Below are 16,892 nucleotides of genomic sequence, written 5' to 3' on the forward strand. Positions count from 1 at the left end.
CCCGGTCCCGGCGGGCGAGGGTCAGCGCGCTCCGGGTGACTCGGCGCGGGCGAAAGGGCCGGCCCGGAGGGGGTCAGCGGCGGCTGCGTTCGAGGGCGTCCCAGAAGCCCCGGCGGAGGGCGTGGCGGACCTCGTCGTGGAGGAGGAAGTCGATGGGCAGGGACGAGCCCTGGAGGAGCCGGGCCTCCAGGTCGCTGGGCATGCGCGGCTTGCGGGCGAGCACCGCCTCCAGCCAGAGGGCGGGGGCGTCGCGGGCCACGGACTCGCCGAACTCGTAGCCCTCCTTGTGGGCGGCCTTGACCGCGTCGGAGAGCGTGGTGGTCTGGGTGACGACCGGGGCCGGGGTCGGGGCGGTGTAGGGGCCGTGCTGGGCGGGCTGGCCGCTGGAGTACGGCGAGCCGCCGCCCTGTACGGCGGGGCCGGCGCCGGTCGAGGAGCGCTCGGCGGGCTTGGCGTGGCTCGCCGTGGAGGGCGGGGACGACGGGGGCAGCGCGGCCGGGCCCGAGGACGCCGCGGCCGGGGTGGGCGCGGGCACGGGCGGGGGCGACACCTGGGGCTGCGGGCCCGTCGTGGTGTAACCGGCCTCCGTGGCCGGCACGGGGTAGGACGGCGACTGCTCGGGGGAGGACTGCGCGGACGGGTAGGCGGGCTCGGGCTGGGCGGCCGGGTAGTCCTGCGACGGGGTGGACGACGGATAGTCCTGCGAGGGCCCGGACGACGGGTAGTCCGGCGAGGAGCCGGGCGACGGGTAGTCCTGCGAGGAGCCGGGCGAGGAGTAACCGGAGTCCGGCGAGGGGGAGGACGAGGGGTAGCCGGAGTACTGCGGAAGCGCGGGCGGGCTCGCGTGGCCGCCCCGCGTGGGCAGGGGCGCGATCGAGCCGGAGGAGGACACGGCCTGGCCGTTGGACACCGGCGCCTGGCCGTTGGCGACCGGCGTGGACTGCCCGTTGGCGAGCGGCCGACTCTCGGACAGGCCGGACCTGCCGCCGGAGAGCCCGGCGGAGTCGATCAGGTTGACGTAGGGCCGCAGGTGGGAGGCGGAGATCTCGATGAGGTCGTCGCACTCCTGGCGCAGCGTGCGGGAGATCACCCAGTTGCCGTCCACGGCGACGTGCACGACCGTGACGCGGACGCCGAGGTCCTGCGCGTCGCAGACGACCTGGGCGAGGTCCTCGTCACCGCTGATCACGATGGCGTCGCTGATCGCGTTGTTGCGGGCGAGGGTCATCAGGTCGCGGTGGACCTGCGCGTCCACGCCCTCGCGGCGGCCGGGCCTGATGCGGGCGAGCCGCAGCTTGAGGCCGGGGATGTCGGCGAGCGCGTCGTGCTCCGGCGTGCGGCGGCCCTCGACGGTGGCCTCGTACCAGTAGCAGCGCAGCAGTTGCAGTCCGGTGCGCTCGCGGCCCAGGTTGCTCAGCAACTGGAGCAGACCGGCGTAGTCCCAGGAGACGGCCTCGCGATGGCGGGTTCCATGCACCGCCATCGCGCCGTCGGCCAGCAGATAGCCAGCGTCTACGAACAGCGCGCAGCGATCCACGCGACACCGCCCTTCCCGTTGTGGCCCGGACCATACAACTCTGTGAGCAGCCCGCGCCAGACCCCACCTCAGCCTAGTGAACTCGTCGATTTACCGAGGGCGAATCCCGGCTATTCGGTCCCCCGGGGACCGCTATGGGATCAAGCTTCGGCTGCTTGCGCGACCGTACCAGTTTGTCCGGTCTCGCCCCAATGATCGGCTCTCGCTCGACGAGTGTCCTTCTACGCGCGGCTGGGCACGTTCAAGGCCACCACCCCCACGACGTACGCGTCCCGCCTCGTCGTCAGCCGCAGCCTCGGATCGGGTCCGAGCCGGGCCGAGAAGGCGTCCACGTCCACCCCCGGCGTCAGCGGCGCGCGCACCGCGCCCGCCGACGAGCCGTCGAACACGTTCCCCGCGTCGCGGTCCCCCGTGTACGGCCGCAGCGCGCGCCCGCCGAGCAGCACCCGGTCCCCGGGCAGGTCCGCGTCGCCCTCCCAGGCGACCACCGAGAGCCGGGCGGGCAGCGCGGCCGGCCGCAGCGCCCCGAGGGGCACGTCGAGCCGGTGCCGCCGCTGGTTCACCCCGCGCGCCCCCGACAGCACCATGGACCTGCCGTACGGCGCCGCCGCGTCCTCGGCCACGACCACGAGGCTCCACCCGGCGTAGCGCGAGGTCCCGCCGCGGCCCGCCGCGTCCGCCGCCCACCAGGTGCCCGGCCCCTTCTCCCGGACCAGCGCGGTGACGTCGGCGAACGCCTGGTAGGCGGGCCCGCCGGGCAGGTCGCCGCGTTCCACCGCGTCGGCGTGGACGCGGCGGTACCCGCCCCGGGGACCGCGCAGCCGGATGTCCGGGACCCGGGTGCTGCCCGACCAGAACAGCCCGGCCCAGCGCACCGACCTGCGTCCGGGCAGCACGACGCGCGCGGCGCTGGAGCTGCCGGTCGAGGCATCCTCGTCCAGGTCGACGGGCCGCATCTCCCACAGGTCGTTGTCCCGCCTGGCGCCGTTCCGCGAGCACCCGTGCGCGCGCTCGGGGCACGACAGCAGCGAGTTGCCCACCGCCCGCGTGATCAGCCGCCCGTCGGCCGCGAACCGCGCGCTCATCCCGTTCGCGCGCACGCCGTCGCGTCCCCGGGCGACCACCGGGGTGCCGTTCTCGCTCCGCAGCACGACGCGCGCGCCCCGGGACAGCGGCGCGTCCTCGGCCACGACGACCGGCAGGTACAGCGAGCTGGCCGACCCGGCCGCCAGCGGCCCGCGCGTGCACCGCACCCGCTCCCCCCGCTCGCGGCAGCTCCAGGTCACCGAGTCCACCATCGGGACGCCCCCGGCGATCCGCCCGAGCACGCCCGGCACCAGTCCCGTCCGCCCGCCGTCCGGCGCCGGTCCGGCCGGTCCTCCGCCCGGCGCAGGCCCGGTCCCGCCCGGCGTCAGCCCGGGCACCAGTCGGGGTGAGGCCGGCTCCGCGCCCGCCGGCGGTTCCGGCCGGTCCAGGGCGCTGGGAGCGGGCGTCCCCTCCGCCACCCCGGCGACGGGGGCGCTCTGCCGCACCACCCCCGGCGCGCCCGCCGTACGGCCCGGGCCCGCCGCCGCGGTCGCGCCGCCCGGCTCCCGGTCTCGCGCCGGGAGCGCGCCCGCGGCCCGGGACCGGGCGTCGTCCGGGCTCCTCTCCCTGGCGGCCCACCCGTGGCCGCCGCCGTGGCCGGGCCCCGCGTCCGAGCGCCACGCCGTACGGCCGGGGGCCTCGTCCTCTGGTGCCTCAGGCGTGTCCCCGGACAGGACGTCGCGGGCTGCGGCCTCGGCCTCGCCCAGGCCCCAGGGGTCCTCGGCGTCGGCGTGACCGGGGCCCGCGGAGTCCCGCCCGAGGAGCGGGAGGTCCGGGATCGGCGACGTGGAGCGGGAGCTCAGCGGGGCGCGGCCGGTGTTCGGGGGCGCGGCGGCCCCGCGCCGGTAGTCCACGCCCTCGGGCAGCTCGATCTCGGCCGTCAAGGGGGTCGAGGCCGCGTCCCCGGTGTTCGCCACGTGGACGCCGAGCAGGCCGGGGCGGGCGCGGACGAGGGAGCCGACCGGCTCGGCCTCGGCGCTCAGCCGTACGGTGCCGGCGCGGTGGATCGGAGTGGGGAGGACGGGGGTCGGCTCGGGCGGCGGGGGCGGCACGGCCCGGGGCGCCTCCGGGCTGGGGCGGGGCCGGGGCGAGAACGGGGACGGGTGCTCGACGGGATCGGGGTCCGGGGTCTGGGGGGCGGGATGGGCCGCCGGGACGCGCGTGTCGGCCTCGGCCTCCGGCGGGTGCGGCAGCCCGGCGCGGTCGGAGACCAGGGCCAGGGCGACGGCGCCCGCGACCGCGACCGAGACGGCGGTCCCGGCGGCGGTGAGCCTGCGGTGCCGGGGGACGCGCAGCCACCAGTCCAGGGCCCCGGCCGCCGCGGCGCCCGCGCCCCTGCCGGGCTCGGCGAGCGCGGCGAGGTACGCCTGGAGCGCGGAGCCCGCGACGATGGGCCCGACGACGGCGCGCAGGCACTCGTCCATGTCGGCGAGCTCCAGGTAGACGTCGCGGCAGGTCCCGCACGCGTCGAGGTGCTCGTCCACCGTGCGGGCGTCGCGCCTGGCCAGGCCCCCGCGGACGTAGGCGCCGAGCCGTTCGATCGTGGGCCGGCACGCCTGGCCGAGGGCGGCGGCCAGGTGCATCTGGAGGTACGCCTGCCGCATGCCCTCGCGGGCGCGGTAGGCGAGCGCGGCGACGCCGTTCGGGGCGAGGCCGAACAGCGGCGCGAGCTGGGCGGGCCTGGCGCGCTCGACCTCGGTGTGCCAGAGCACAGTGCGCCAGCGCTCGGGCAGCGAGTCGTAGGCGCGGGCGATCAGGGTGCGTTCCAGCCGCCGGACGGCCGGGTCGGCGAAGGGGTCGGCCTGGCCGAGCACGACGACGTCGCCGCTGGCCGGCCGCTCGGCGCTCCCCTCCCCCCGCTCGGCCCGCGACCTGTCGTGCACGACGTGCCGCATCGAGGTCAGGAGGTACGGCCGGAAGCCGTCCGACGGGCCGCCGCCCCGCCGGAGCAGGTCGAGCAGCCTCGCGAACGTCTCGGCGACGACGTCCTCGGCCTCCTCCGCCCGGACGAGCTGGCGGGCCAGGGCGCGGGCCGCGTCGACGTGGCGCTCGTAGAGCGCGGAATATGCCGTCGCCTCGCCCTCGCGCACGACCGCCATGACGGCCGCGTCGCTCATGTCGGCGAGACGGGAAGAGCGCTTGCGCATCGTGTCCTCGTGGTTGCGGAGAGTCGCGAGACAAATCTTTCCGCATCCTAGGGAGTGCCTAAACCGCAGGCCACGAAGGTGGTGACCGTAGACTGGGGAAATGTGAACCTACGTGAAGATCTTCTTGCCGAGATCAAGGCAAAGGCCATCGTCCACGGGCGCGTGATCCTCTCTTCCGGCCAGGAATCCGACTATTACGTCGATCTGCGCCGGGTGACGCTCGACGGGGCCGCCGCGCCGCTGGTCGGGCAGGTCATGCTGGACCTGACCGCCGGGTGGGACTACGACGCGGTGGGAGGTCTCACGCTGGGCGCCGACCCGGTGAGCGCCGCGATGCTGCACGCGGCGGCGGCCCGCGGCGGGCGGCTGGACGCGTTCGTGGTCCGCAAGGCGGGCAAGGCGCACGGTCTCCAGCGCCGCATCGAGGGCCCGGACGTCCCGGGGCGGCGGGTCCTCGTGGTCGAGGACACCACGACCACCGGCGGTTCCCCCCTCACGGCCGTGGAGGCGCTGCGCGAGGCGGGCGCCGAGGTCGTGGGCGTGGCCACGATCGTGGACCGGGGCGCCGGCGACCGCTTCGCCGCCGAGGGCATCCCGTACCTCGCCGCCTACACCCTGGCGGACCTCGGCCTGGCCTGACCTCGGCCCGGTCCGCCCGCGCCTCGCGGAAGCCCCCGTGTTCGCCGTGGACCCGGGGGCTCTTCGCGCGCCGGGTCCCGCCGCGGGCTCATGCCGTACGCCAGGGGAGGGCGCGGCCGTCGCCGTACGGCAGCCGGGCCGGGCCGGCGGGAGGGCCGGGCCGGCGGCGTACCGCCGGGGAGGGTGGGCCCCGGGGCGGATCAGGTGGAGCCGGGGCGGACGGAGAAGGTGTCCTTGCTGCCGGGTTCGCCCGGCGGGCGGCGCTGGCCGTTGACCTGGATCTCGACCGTGCCCGCGTCGCCGACGACGACGTCGAGCTCGGGTTCGATGAAGCCCATCTCCTCGCCCTTGGACATGTCGCGGTTCTGCAGGATGTCGCCGCCGGGGATCCGGACGAAGACCGCCGGGCAGATCTCCGCCACGCACCTGATCAGCAGGGTCTGCGGGGCGTTGGCGTTCTGGTTGGGCGAGGTGGCGACCGGCGGTGACGTGGGTTCTTCGCCCTTGGCGTTCAGGGAGTTGAACAGCGCCTTGGCGCCGACCACGACGAGAGCCAGCACGAAGAGCACCGCGAGGCCTGCGAGTACGAGGCGCGCGATGCCCATGGGGTCGGACCTGTGGCGTCCCACGGTGGGAGGATACCCGTTCTCTTACTGACCTGGGATTTCGAGACTCGCGGACCTGAGCGCACGCCGGGCGTGCCGCCGGTACTCGAGGATCTCGACGACGATCGGGATGACCGAGAGGATCACGATAACGGCTACACCCGGCAGGATGTAACGGTCGATGCGGGGGACTTTGAAGAGGGCGTCATCGACGGGAGCCTACCCGCGCGCCGTGGCGGCTTTCCTCAACTGTGACTACTTCGCGATACTTGCGGTCAGCCGTACAGACGTCTTCGGGAGCGAGTCATGCCTATCGCCACGCCAGAGGTATACGCCGAGATGCTCGACCGCGCCAAGGCGGGAGGGTTCGCCTATCCGGCCATCAACGTGACGTCGAGCCAGACGCTGAACGCCGCGCTGCGTGGTTTCGCCGAGGCCGAGAGCGACGGGATCATCCAGGTCTCCACCGGCGGCGCCGAGTTCCTCTCGGGCGCGTCGGTGAAGGACATGGTGACGGGCGCGACGGCGCTGGCCGAGTACGCCCGGGTGGTGGCCAGGAACTACCCGGTCACCGTGGCGCTGCACACCGACCACTGTCCCAAGGACAAGCTCGACGGGTTCATGCGGCCGCTGATCCAGATCTCGCAGGAGCGCGTCGCCAAGGGCCTGGACCCGCTGTTCCAGTCGCACATGTGGGACGGCTCCGCCGTGCCCCTTGAGGAGAACCTCCAGATCGCGCAGGAGCTGCTGGAGCAGTGCGCGAAGGCGCGGATCATCATGGAGATGGAGATCGGCGTGGTCGGCGGCGAGGAGGACGGCGTCGTCGGGGAGATCAACGAGAAGCTGTACACCACCGCCGCGGACGCCCTGGAGACCGCCAAGGCCGTCGGCGTGGGCGACAAGGGCCGCTACATGCTCGCCGCGACCTTCGGCAACGTGCACGGCGTCTACAAGCCCGGCCACGTGAAGCTGCGCCCGAGCGTGCTCAAGGAGATCCAGGAGGCGGTCGGCGCCGAGTACGGCAAGGACAAGCCGTTCGACCTGGTCTTCCACGGCGGGTCCGGCTCCGACCTGAGCGAGATCCACGAGGCGATCTCCTACGGCGTGGTGAAGATGAACATCGACACCGACACGCAGTACGCCTTCACCCGGCCGATCGCCGAGCACATGTTCCGCAACTACGACGGCGTGCTCAAGGTGGACGGCGAGGTCGGCAACAAGAAGCAGTACGACCCCCGGTCGTACGGCAAGGCCGCCGAGGCGGGCATGGCCGCGCGCGTGGCGCACGCCTGCGAGAACCTCAAGTCGGCCGGCACCAAGATGTAGGACCGCCGGGCGACCGGCGAAGCACGACCGGCGGAGTCGCCGGCGTCGCGGGGCCCCGGCGTGACGGCCACGGCGCGACCGCGCACTCCGGCACCGGCGGCATCCGCGCGACATCGGAGGCACGTCGCGACGACCAGCGGCCCGGCGAGATCGGCGGGCCGCACGGAACGCCTGGCGGGGCGGCGGACGGGGCGACCCCCCGGCCGCCGCCCCTTCCCCTCAAGAGAGTGAGAATGTACGGCATGAGCGTGCACGAGAACCTGATGGCCGGCCCGCCCCCGACCCTGCTGCCCGACACGCCCGAGGCCCGAGAGCTGCTGGAGAGCGGCATCAAGCCCGGCGACGTCGCCGCACGTTTCCCCGCCTACTCCGCGGCCTGGGCCGCCCTGGCCGACCAGGCCTTCGCCGACGGCCACGCGGTCACCTCGTACGCGTTCGCCCGCACCGGTTACCACCGCGGCCTGGACCAGCTCCGCCGCGCCGGGTGGAAGGGCCACGGCCCCATCCCGTGGTCCCACGAGCCCAACCGGGGCTTCCTGCGCTGCCTGCACGCCCTGGGCCGCGCCGCCCAGGCCATCGGCGAGAAGGACGAGGCCGAGCGCTGCGCCACGTTCCTGCGCGACAGCGACCCCGAGGCCGCCGAGGCCCTGGCGGCCGGCTAGCCGTCCCACGCGCGACCGGGCGTCCGCCGTACGGCGCCGGCCGCGCCCTCCCATGGCGTACGGGAGGCGCGACCGGCCCGGCACGGCGGACGCCTTTTCGACGCGGGCCCGCAGACGCCGTTCGACGCGGGCGCGCACGGGCGTCTCTCGACGCGGGCCCGCACGGGCGTCTTTCGACGCGGGCACGCACGGGGCGCGTCTAGGTGCTCACGCGGCAAACACGGTAGTCTCTCTTCGCAAGAGCCCCTGTCGCTGTTGCGATCAGGGGTTTCGCTTTGTTGCGAGGAGAATCACCATGCCGGCTGTCGTACTTGTTGGCGCCCAGTGGGGCGACGAGGGCAAGGGCAAGGCCACCGACCTCCTGGGTGCCGACGTCGACTACGTCGTGCGCTACCAGGGCGGCAACAACGCGGGCCACACCGTGGTCATCGGGGACCAGAAGTACGCGCTCCACCTGCTCCCCTCGGGGATCCTGTCCCCCGACGTGGTGCCCGTCATCGGCAACGGCGTGGTGATCGACCCGGGCGTGCTGATCCAGGAGCTCGACGGGCTGGTCGAGCGGGGGATCTCCACCGACCGCCTGCTGATCAGCGCCAACGCGCACCTGATCATGCCCCACCACAAGGCCCTGGACAAGGTGAGCGAGCGGTACCTCGGCAAGTCCCGCATCGGCACCACCGGGCGCGGCATCGGCCCGGCGTACGGCGACAAGATCGCGCGGATGGGCGTGCGCGTGCAGGACCTGTTCGACCCGGGCATCCTGCGCAAGAAGGTCGAGGTCGCCCTCACCGAGAAGAACCAGGTCCTCACGAAGGTCTACAACCGGCGCGGCATCGACGCCGACGCGGTCGTCGAGGAGTACCTCGCGTACGCCGACCGCCTGCGGCCGTACGTCGCGGACACGGCGCTGATCCTGAACAACGCGCTGGCCGACGGGAAGGTCGTGCTGCTGGAGGGCGCGCAGGGCACGCTGCTGGACATCGACCACGGCACCTACCCGTTCGTGACCTCCTCGGCCCCGACCAGCGGCGGCGCGAGCGCGGGGTCGGGCGTCGCCCCCAACCGCATCACCAAGGTGATCGGCATCCTCAAGGCGTACACCACGCGCGTGGGCAGCGGGCCGTTCCCGACCGAGCTGACCGACGAGATGGGCGACTGGCTGCGCACCACCGGCCACGAGTACGGCGTGACCACCGGCCGCGACCGGCGCTGCGGCTGGTTCGACGCGGTGATCGCGCGGTACGCCGCCCGGATCAACGGCGTGACGGACTGGTTCATCACCAAGCTGGACGTCCTCAGCGGGCTGGAGAAGATCCCGGTCTGCGTGGCGTACGAGGTGGACGGCGTGCGGCACGACGAGATGCCGATGACGCAGACCGAGTTCCACCACGCGACCCCGGTCTACGAGGAGCTCGACGGCTGGGGCGAGGACATCTCGGGCGCGAAGTCGTTCGAGGACCTGCCGCCGGCCGCCCAGACGTACATCCGGGCGATCGAGGACATGACGGGCGCTCCGGTGTCGGCGATCGGTGTCGGCCCCGGCCGCGACCAGACGCTCTCGCTGCGTCCGCTCGTATAGTCGCCGCGCTCTCGGGGGAACTGCGTTTTGCGCGTCGAACTGCACGGCCACCGGGGTGCCCGTGGCCTGCGTCCGGAGAACACGCTGCCCGGCCTCGTCCACGCCCTGGAACTGGGCGTGGACGCGCTGGAGATCGACGTGGCGATGACGGCGGACCGCTCCGTCGTCCTCACCCACGACCTCACGGTCTCCAGCGCCACCAGCCAGGACACGGGTCCCGCCTTCCGGGGGGACCCGAAGTTCCCGTACGTCGGGCGGCCGGTGGCCGAACTGTCGCTGGCCCAGCTCCGCACCCTGGAGTGCGGTGTACGGCTCAAGCCCGACCCGTTCGTGGCCACGCACCTCGACATGCCCGGCACCCGCATGCCCACCCTCGGCGCCGCCCTGGGCCTCCTGGCGGCCCTTGAGGCGGACGGAGTGCGCATCAACGTCGAGCTCAAGTCCGACCCGTCGGTGCCCTGGCTGTCCCCGGACCCGTTCGAGTTCACCGAGCTGGTCGTCGCCGAGCTCGAACGCCACGGGCGGCGCGGCCCGGACGCCGCCATCCTCAGCTTCGACTGGCGCGTCCTGTCGGCCGCCCGTTCCCTGGCCCCCGCGATGCAGCGCTACGCCCTGATCGAGGAGCAGGGCCTGGAGCCGGGCACGCCCTGGCTGGGCGGCCTGCACCTGGACGACTTCGACGGAGACGTCGCGGCCGCCGCCGCGGAGATCGGCGCGACCACCCTCTCCCCCGAACACGTCCTGGTCACCTCGGAACTGATGGCCCGGGCCCACGCCCAGCGCCTCCCGGTGGTCGCCTGGACCGTGAACGAACCGGACGAGGCCGAGCGCCTCATCTCCCTGGGCGTGGCCGGCATCGTCACCGATTACCCCAACAGGATGCGCCACGTCCTCGAATCCCGGGGCCTCCCCGCCCCCCAGCCCATCCGCCGCTGAAACCCCCGGCTCCCGCCGCCCCGGGGATCGCGGCCGGCTCGCCCGGGGGATCCCCCCGGAGCGACCCCCGAACACGGCGATTCCACCCGCGCGAGCCTTCGGCGGCTGCCCGACGTGCCGAGCTCCTCACGGCACGCCTTCTCGGCGTGATCTCTCCCGGCGCGGCTCCTCGCGGGGGTCCTTCCTCGCGGTGATCATGCGGTTTCAAGCACGCGGTGGGATTGAAACCGCATGATCGGCGTGAGGCTGGGAGCCGGGGGCGGGGCGCCGGGGCGGGACGGGGCTAGAGCCAGCCGTTGCGGCGGAAGCCCCGGTAGAGGAGGGCGCAGGCCACGATCATGATGCCCAGCACCATGGGGTAGCCGAAGGTCCACTTGGTTTCGGGCATGTGGTCGAAGTTCATGCCGTAGATGCCGGCGACCATGGTGGGCACGGCGATGATGGCGACCCAGGCGGAGATCTTGCGCATGTCCTCGTTGGCGATGGCGTTGGACTGCGCCAGGGTCGCCTGGAGGATGGAGTTGCAGAGCTCGTTGGAGGAGTCGATCTGCTCCCGCACGCGGACGAGGTGGTCTTCCACGTCGCGGAAGTAGTCGCGCATGTCGCTGGGGACCAGGCGGCGGATCGTGAGCTGGCGGAGGGGCGCCGTCAGCGGGGCCACGGCGCGCTTCATCTCGATCAGCTCGCGCTTGAGCTGGTAGATGCGGCCGATGTCGCTGCTGCGCATGTCGGCGAAGACGGTCGCCTCGACGTCCTCCAGCTCGGTCTGCATCGCGTCGGAGACCGTGAGGTAATCGTCCACGACGTGGTCCGAGATCGCGTGGAGCACGGCCGCCGGGCCCATCTTGAGCAGGTCGGGGCTGCGCTCCAGACGCTGGCGGACCGGGCGCAGGTCGCAGTGGTCCCCGTGGCGTACGGTCACCACGAAGTCGGGGCCGAGGAAGGCCATGACCTCGCCGGTCTCGATCACCTCGCTGGTGGAGGTCAGCTCCTCGTGCTCGATGTAGCGCACGGTCTTGAGCACGACGAACAGCACGTCGTCGTAGCGCTCCAGCTTGGGGCGCTGGTGGGCGTGCACGGCGTCCTCGACGGCCAGCGGGTGCAGGCCGAACACCTCGGCGAGCTGCTCCAGCTCCTCGGCCTCGGGCGAGTGGAGGCCCACCCAGACGAAGGCGGAGTCGGACTTGCTCGCGCGGACGAGGTGAATCGCCTCGGCGAGCCCGTCGGTGTCGAAGCGCAGACCGTCGATGTACGCGGCACAATCAATGAGCGAGGACCGGCACGGCGGCGCGGGCTGGGGCGCCGGCGCGGTGCGAGCGGTTCGCGAAAGCGGCTTGAAAAGCGTGATTCCCGGGCGCATAGGGGATTCCCTTCTCGCCCGACCACGGAAAACGGCGCGCGAGCAGGGCTCAGCGCGGGGAGATTGCGGTCGGACGCCGATCTGAGGCGGTCGGAGTGCACACGGAGTACGTGCGCGAGCACGTACTGCTGGGATCACCAGGATTCATCCCGGACCACCTCCCATCCCACGTAGAGACCGCAAAGCCGTCTAACTCTACCACCACAGGTTTACCGCTATTGAGCGGTTCATGCATATGCGGGGCTTTGTCCACAGCGAGCGTACGCCCCGGCCCGCCGTCCACGAGCGCGTACGGCCTCAGCCCGCCGTCCACAGGACGCCGCCTTCAGGCCGCCGTCCACAGGCGCGTACGGCTTCAGCCTCCCGTCCACAAGGAGCCGGCTTCAGGTTCCCGTCCACAGGGGCGGCGGGCTTCAGGCGGGCGCCCACAGGGGTGGCGGGCTTCAGGCGGGCGTCCACAGGGGTGGCGGGCTTCAGGCGGGCGTCCACAGGGGCGCTGTGGACCGGGAACGGTCACGATAGGCTCCCGGTCGTGCGCGTACTTGTCATCGGATCTGGCGGCCGGGAGCACGCGCTCTGCCGGGCGCTCGCCGCCGATCCCCAGGTCTCCGAGGTCCACTGCGCTCCGGGCAACCCCGGAATCGGGGCGGTGGCGCGGCTCCACGCCGTCGACGCGATGGATCCCGCCGCCGTGACCGCGCTCGCCCGCTCGGTCGAGGCCGGCCTGGTCGTCGTCGGGCCCGAGGCCCCGCTGGTCGCGGGTGTCGCCGACGCCGTGCGCGAGGCCGGGATCCCCTGCTTCGGCCCGTCGGCCGCCGCCGCGCGCATCGAGGGCTCCAAGGCCTTCGCCAAGGACGTCATGACCGCCGCGGGGGTGCCCACCGCCCGCGCGTTCACGTGTGAGACGCGCGAGGAGGCAGCCGCCGCGCTCGACGAGTTCGGCCCGCCGTACGTCGTGAAGGACGACGCCCTCGCCGCGGGGAAGGGCGTCGTGGTCACCACCGACCGGGACGCCGCGCTCGCCCACGCCGGGGCGTGCGGGCGCGTCGTGATCGAGGAATACCTCGACGGGCCCGAGGTGTCGCTGTTCGCGCTGTCCGACGGCGAGCACGTCGTCCCGCTCGTCCCCGCGCAGGACTTCAAGCGCGCCTACGACGGCGACGAGGGCCCGAACACCGGGGGCATGGGCGCCTACACCCCCCTCCCCTGGGCCCCGGAGGGCCTGACGGACCAGGTCATGGAGCAGGTCGTCCGCCCGACGATCGCCGAGCTGTCGCGCCGCGGCGTGCCGTACACCGGCGTCCTCTACGCCGGCCTCGCGCTCACCCGGTCCGGCCCCAAGGTCATCGAGTTCAACGCCCGCTTCGGCGACCCCGAGGTCCAGGTCGTCCTGAACCGCCTGGCCACCCCGCTCGGCGCCCTCCTCCTCGCCGCCGCCACCGGGAAGCTCGCCGGCGAGCCCGCCCTGACCTGGCACGAAGGCTCCGCGGTCACCGTCGTGATCGCCGCCGAGGGCTATCCCGCCGCCCCGGTCAAGGGCGCACCCATCACCGGCCTGGACGCGGCCGAGGAGGTCCCCGAGGCGTACGTCCTGCACGCCGGCACCGCCACCGCCGCCGACGGCACGCTCGTCTCCGCGGGCGGCCGCGTCCTCAACGTCGTCGCTTCCGGCCCCGACCTCGCCACCGCCCGCTCCCGCGCCTACGAGGCCGTCTCCCGGATCGCCCTCCCCGGCTCCCACCACCGCCAGGACATAGCCGAACAAGCCCTGACCTTCACCCTCACCCCCTGACCCCACCCCCCGCGCGGCGGCGCCACCCTCCGATCCCGAGTCCGTCCCGCCACCACTCCCCCGCGCCCGATCCCACGCGGCGATCCCGTCCCCTCCGGCGACCGAGGCCGGAGGCGCCCGCCGCCATTCCGCCGCACGGCGACGGCGCGCCCCCGCCCCCGCGCCGCACTCGCCAGACGAACCCCGACGGCGCGGGCGGCCCGCGGCCGCTCAGCGTCCGCCGTCCCGGCCGCACCGCTCGATGCCCCTGGTCGCGACCCATGTCCGCGGCCGGAAACCGGGGCCCCCGGCACGCCCGCACCCTGCCGGGCCGCCCCGCCGTACGGCGATCGCGCGGGTCGCCCCCGCCCCTGCCTCGCCGCGCCGCCCCCCTGCCTCTCGCCGCGCCACGTTCTGCTGATGTCCGGGCTCCCCTGGCTCGGGGCATCCTTCGCCCCCACCATCGGAGTCACCCCGCCCTCGCCGTACCGCCGCCGCGCGGGGCCGGGGTGGCGTCCCCTCTTCGGCGGGCGAAGCCGCTTGCGGTGCTCCGGTGCTCGGCACCGCTCTCGGGCTCTCGTCGGGCTGCTCGCCGTACCGCGATCGCGTGGGTTCTCCGGGGTGGCCTGAGGACTCTCGTCGCCGGCTCGGGGCGGCGGGTGGTCGCGGCGCGGGGTGGGCCGGGCGCTTCCTCCGGGCTCGGGGGGCGCCGGCTTCTGAGGGCCGGGCGGGATCGGTCCCGATACGGGTGGGGTGTGGATTTCGGAGTGAGGGGGAGCGGGGGCGGGACCTAGGGTCTGGGTCATGGACGTGGTTTCGCTGGGGTTTCGCACCGACTTGATGCTGCTGGAGATGCAGGGGAGCTCCGTCACCGATCGGGGGGATCACCTGGTGGTGCGGACGGCGGAGAACCCGGGGTATCGGTGGGGGAACTTCCTGCTGCTGGAGAAGGCGCCCGGTCCCGGCGAGGTGGAGCGGTGGGTGGACGTCTTCCGGCGGGAGTTTCCCCGGGCGGGACATGTCGCCATCGGAGTGGACGGGGTGGACGGGGAACTCGGGACGCCGGACGAGTGGCGGGCGGCGGGGCTCTCCGTCGAGCGGGGGACGGTGCTGACCGCGGGGGCGCTTCGGGAACCCCGGCGGGGAATCAGTCTCGATGTCGAGATTCGTGAGCTGGACGGGGACCCGGACTGGGCGGCGGCGCTGGAGCTTCGGCTGGCCGTGGGGGCCGATCTCGGGTACGCCGGCGCGGAGTACGGCGAGTTCGCCGGGCGGAAGCTGGACGCCATGCGGAGGTTGCGCGAGCGGGGGCTCGGGGCGTGGTTCGGCGCGTTCCTGGGCGGGCGGATGGTGTCGGGGCTGGGTATCTTCGGGGACGGATCGGGGATCGCGCGGTACCAGAGCGTGGAGACCCATCCGGAGCACCGGCGGCGGGGGCTGGCCGGGGCGCTCGTCCACCGGGCCGGGGAGTACGCCCGGGACCGGCTGGAGGCGAGGACACTGGTGATCGTGGCGGACCCGGAGTACACCGCGATCCGGCTGTACCGGGGCCTGGGGTTCGACGGGACAGAGACCCAGGTGCAGCTTGAGCGGGCCACCCCGGCGGGGTAGGGCCGCACGCCCGACATCTCCCAGAAAGCTCAACATTTCCTCAACGAACCGGTAGATCCCCCTAGACTCGGCCGGGTGACAGCGGGGGTTGCGGGGGTCGTCGGGGCAGGTGGGACCACGCGGGCCGCGGGGAGAGAGCGCGGACGCCTGGTCCCGCTCATCGCGGCGGTGGCCGGGTTCCTGGTGGCCATGGCGTGGTCGTGGCGTCCGTCCATGTGGAACGACGAGCTGGCGACGGTGAGCGCGATCACGCGGCCGTGGGGCCGGTTCGCCGAGCTGCTGGAGCACCGGGACGCGGTGGTCGCGCCGTACTACCTGCTCATGCGCGTCTGGGTGCTCGCCGGCGACTCGGACCTGTGGCTGCGGACGCCGTCGGCGCTCGGGGTCGCCGCGGCGGCCGGGCTGCTGGCCGACCTCGGGCGGAGGCTGTGGTCGCCGCGGGCGGGCGCCCTCGCGGCGGGGATACTGCTGGCGCTGCCGTCGGTGTCGCGGTTCGGGCAGGAGCTCAGGCCGTACACGATCGCGCTCGCGACCGCCGTCTTCTCGGCCTGGGCGCTGCACCGGGCGCTGGAGCGGCGGGGCTGGCCGGTGTACGCGCTGTCGGTGCTGCTCCTGCCGCTCGGGCACCTGTTCACCGCGCTCGCGCTGCCCGCGCATCTCGCGGTCGTCGCCGCGCGGGACCGGCGGGCGCTGCCGCGCTTCCTGGCCGCGCTCGTGCCGGGGGTCGCCCTGCTGGCGCTGGTCGCGGTGCTGTCGGCGCCGCAGCGGGCCCAGGTCGCCTGGCTCGGCGCGCCCAAGCCGCAGGACATCGTGTTCGTCCGCGCGACGGCCAACGCCTGGGCGCTCACGCTCGAACCCTGGCACTGGGCGGTGGCCGCCCTGGGCTGGGCGGTCGCCCTGATCGGCCTGGCGTCCGCCGTACCGCTGTGGCGGTCGGGCGCGGGCGGCGGCCGGGCGTGGGTGGGCGGGCTGCTGCTGTGGGGCCTGCTGCCGATGCCGGTGCTGGTCGTGACGTCCCTGCTGGTCGCGCCGGTCTACACCTCGCGGTACGTGCTCTTCGCCGCCCCCGCGTTCGCGCTGCTCGCGGGGGCCGGGCTGGCGCGGGTGCGGCTGCCGCTCGCGCTCGCCGCGCTCGCCGTCATGATCGGGGCGGGCCTGCCGCAGCAGGTGCTCCTGCGGTCCCACGACGGCCACGGCCAGCCGTACGCGCACGCGGCGGGCATCGTGTCCGAGGGCATGCGCGCGGGCGACGCCATCGTCTACGCCGCGCCGTTCGCGCGCGACGGCTTCCAGCGGTACGGCTCGCGCCTGCCCGACGACGTGCTCATGGTCACCCCGGCCTCCCGGACCGGCGGATTCGGCACCGTGGAACGCCGCGACGTGCGCAAGGCCCTCGACGGCCACGACCGCGTCTGGGTCGTCCGCCCCGCGACCCCGCGCCTCATGAAACCCGGCACCGACCTCCCCTCCCGCCGCGGCCTCGCCCCCGGCCACGTCCCCGTCATCATGTCCATCCACGAGGCCGGCTTCCGCCCCCAGCGCTCCTGGCACTACCGCGGCCTCACCCTCGCCCTCCTCACCCGCTGACCACCCGGCCTCCTCCGCGTGCGTGCGGCTGGCGCCGTGCTCGGCG

At 74.0% G+C, this 16,892-nt stretch carries 12 protein-coding genes; 8 read left to right on the top strand and 4 right to left on the bottom strand.

What is annotated here, in order from left to right:
• Positions 1-73 precede the first annotated feature (73 nt).
• Positions 74-1,537, bottom strand: coding sequence for an NYN domain-containing protein (locus D5H75_RS16235; RefSeq protein WP_119927303.1), 1,464 nt, complete (start codon positions 1,535-1,537; stop codon positions 74-76).
• Between the two features lie 221 nt (positions 1,538-1,758).
• Positions 1,759-4,770 carry a sigma-70 family RNA polymerase sigma factor gene (locus D5H75_RS16240; protein WP_119927304.1) on the bottom strand — a complete coding sequence of 1,004 codons (3,012 nt, stop codon included), beginning with the start codon at positions 4,768-4,770 and terminating at the stop codon, positions 1,759-1,761.
• A 102-nt stretch (positions 4,771-4,872) separates the two neighbouring features.
• On the opposite strand from D5H75_RS16240, the gene pyrE reads away from it, so the two are divergent.
• The gene (gene pyrE / locus D5H75_RS16245) at positions 4,873-5,409 is read left to right on the top strand and encodes an orotate phosphoribosyltransferase (RefSeq protein WP_119927305.1); all 537 of its coding nucleotides are present in this window, start codon (positions 4,873-4,875) and stop codon (positions 5,407-5,409) included.
• A 200-nt stretch (positions 5,410-5,609) separates the two neighbouring features.
• On the opposite strand, the gene D5H75_RS16250 is transcribed toward pyrE, so the two are convergent.
• Complete coding sequence (locus D5H75_RS16250; RefSeq protein WP_147425176.1) at positions 5,610-6,038, bottom strand: hypothetical protein; 429 nt, start codon at positions 6,036-6,038, stop codon at positions 5,610-5,612.
• 282 nt (positions 6,039-6,320) lie between these two features.
• On the opposite strand from D5H75_RS16250, the gene fbaA reads away from it, so the two are divergent.
• From fbaA to D5H75_RS16270, 4 genes are all read left to right on the top strand, one after another.
• Positions 6,321-7,340 carry a class II fructose-bisphosphate aldolase gene (gene fbaA / locus D5H75_RS16255; RefSeq protein ID WP_119927307.1) on the top strand — a complete coding sequence of 340 codons (1,020 nt, stop codon included), beginning with the start codon at positions 6,321-6,323 and terminating at the stop codon, positions 7,338-7,340.
• Positions 7,341-7,582: 242 nt separating this feature from the next.
• Positions 7,583-8,002 (top strand): DUF3151 domain-containing protein, encoded by a 420-nt coding sequence (locus D5H75_RS16260; RefSeq protein ID WP_119927308.1) that lies wholly within the window; start codon positions 7,583-7,585, stop codon positions 8,000-8,002.
• 295 nt (positions 8,003-8,297) lie between these two features.
• Positions 8,298-9,581, top strand: a complete 1,284-nt coding sequence (locus D5H75_RS16265; RefSeq protein ID WP_119927309.1) for an adenylosuccinate synthase — start codon at positions 8,298-8,300, stop codon at positions 9,579-9,581.
• 27 nt (positions 9,582-9,608) lie between these two features.
• Positions 9,609-10,517 (top strand): glycerophosphodiester phosphodiesterase family protein, encoded by a 909-nt coding sequence (locus D5H75_RS16270; RefSeq protein WP_119927310.1) that lies wholly within the window; start codon positions 9,609-9,611, stop codon positions 10,515-10,517.
• Positions 10,518-10,800: 283 nt separating this feature from the next.
• On the opposite strand, the gene corA is transcribed toward D5H75_RS16270, so the two are convergent.
• The gene (gene corA / locus D5H75_RS16275) at positions 10,801-11,877 is read right to left on the bottom strand and encodes a magnesium/cobalt transporter CorA (RefSeq protein ID WP_119927311.1); all 1,077 of its coding nucleotides are present in this window, start codon (positions 11,875-11,877) and stop codon (positions 10,801-10,803) included.
• Positions 11,878-12,409: 532 nt separating this feature from the next.
• Between corA and purD the strand changes: the two genes are divergently transcribed.
• The 3 genes from purD to D5H75_RS16290 all read left to right on the top strand — a co-directional run bounded on the left by purD (position 12,410) and on the right by D5H75_RS16290 (position 16,846).
• Positions 12,410-13,669, top strand: a complete 1,260-nt coding sequence (gene purD / locus D5H75_RS16280; RefSeq protein WP_119927312.1) for a phosphoribosylamine--glycine ligase — start codon at positions 12,410-12,412, stop codon at positions 13,667-13,669.
• A gap of 783 nt (positions 13,670-14,452) precedes the next feature.
• Positions 14,453-15,259 (top strand): GNAT family N-acetyltransferase, encoded by an 807-nt coding sequence (locus tag D5H75_RS16285; protein WP_119927313.1) that lies wholly within the window; start codon positions 14,453-14,455, stop codon positions 15,257-15,259.
• Between the two features lie 75 nt (positions 15,260-15,334).
• Complete coding sequence (locus tag D5H75_RS16290; protein WP_147425177.1) at positions 15,335-16,846, top strand: glycosyltransferase family 39 protein; 1,512 nt, start codon at positions 15,335-15,337, stop codon at positions 16,844-16,846.
• The last annotated feature ends 46 nt before the right edge of the window (positions 16,847-16,892 follow it).

The organism is Bailinhaonella thermotolerans (assembly GCF_003594875.1).
In the GTDB taxonomy this organism is placed as follows: Bacteria; Actinomycetota; Actinomycetes; order Streptosporangiales; family Streptosporangiaceae; genus Bailinhaonella; species Bailinhaonella thermotolerans.

Coding starts and splice junctions, on each gene's coding strand:
- corA (WP_119927311.1), bottom strand. CDS start 11,877: ATGCGCCCGGGAATCACGCTTTTCAAGCCGCTTTCGCGAACCGCTCGC.
- D5H75_RS16285 (WP_119927313.1), top strand. CDS start 14,453: ATGGACGTGGTTTCGCTGGGGTTTCGCACCGACTTGATGCTGCTGGAG.
- D5H75_RS16240 (WP_119927304.1), bottom strand. CDS start 4,770: ATGCGCAAGCGCTCTTCCCGTCTCGCCGACATGAGCGACGCGGCCGTC.
- D5H75_RS16260 (WP_119927308.1), top strand. CDS start 7,583: ATGAGCGTGCACGAGAACCTGATGGCCGGCCCGCCCCCGACCCTGCTG.
- D5H75_RS16265 (WP_119927309.1), top strand. CDS start 8,298: ATGCCGGCTGTCGTACTTGTTGGCGCCCAGTGGGGCGACGAGGGCAAG.
- fbaA (WP_119927307.1), top strand. CDS start 6,321: ATGCCTATCGCCACGCCAGAGGTATACGCCGAGATGCTCGACCGCGCC.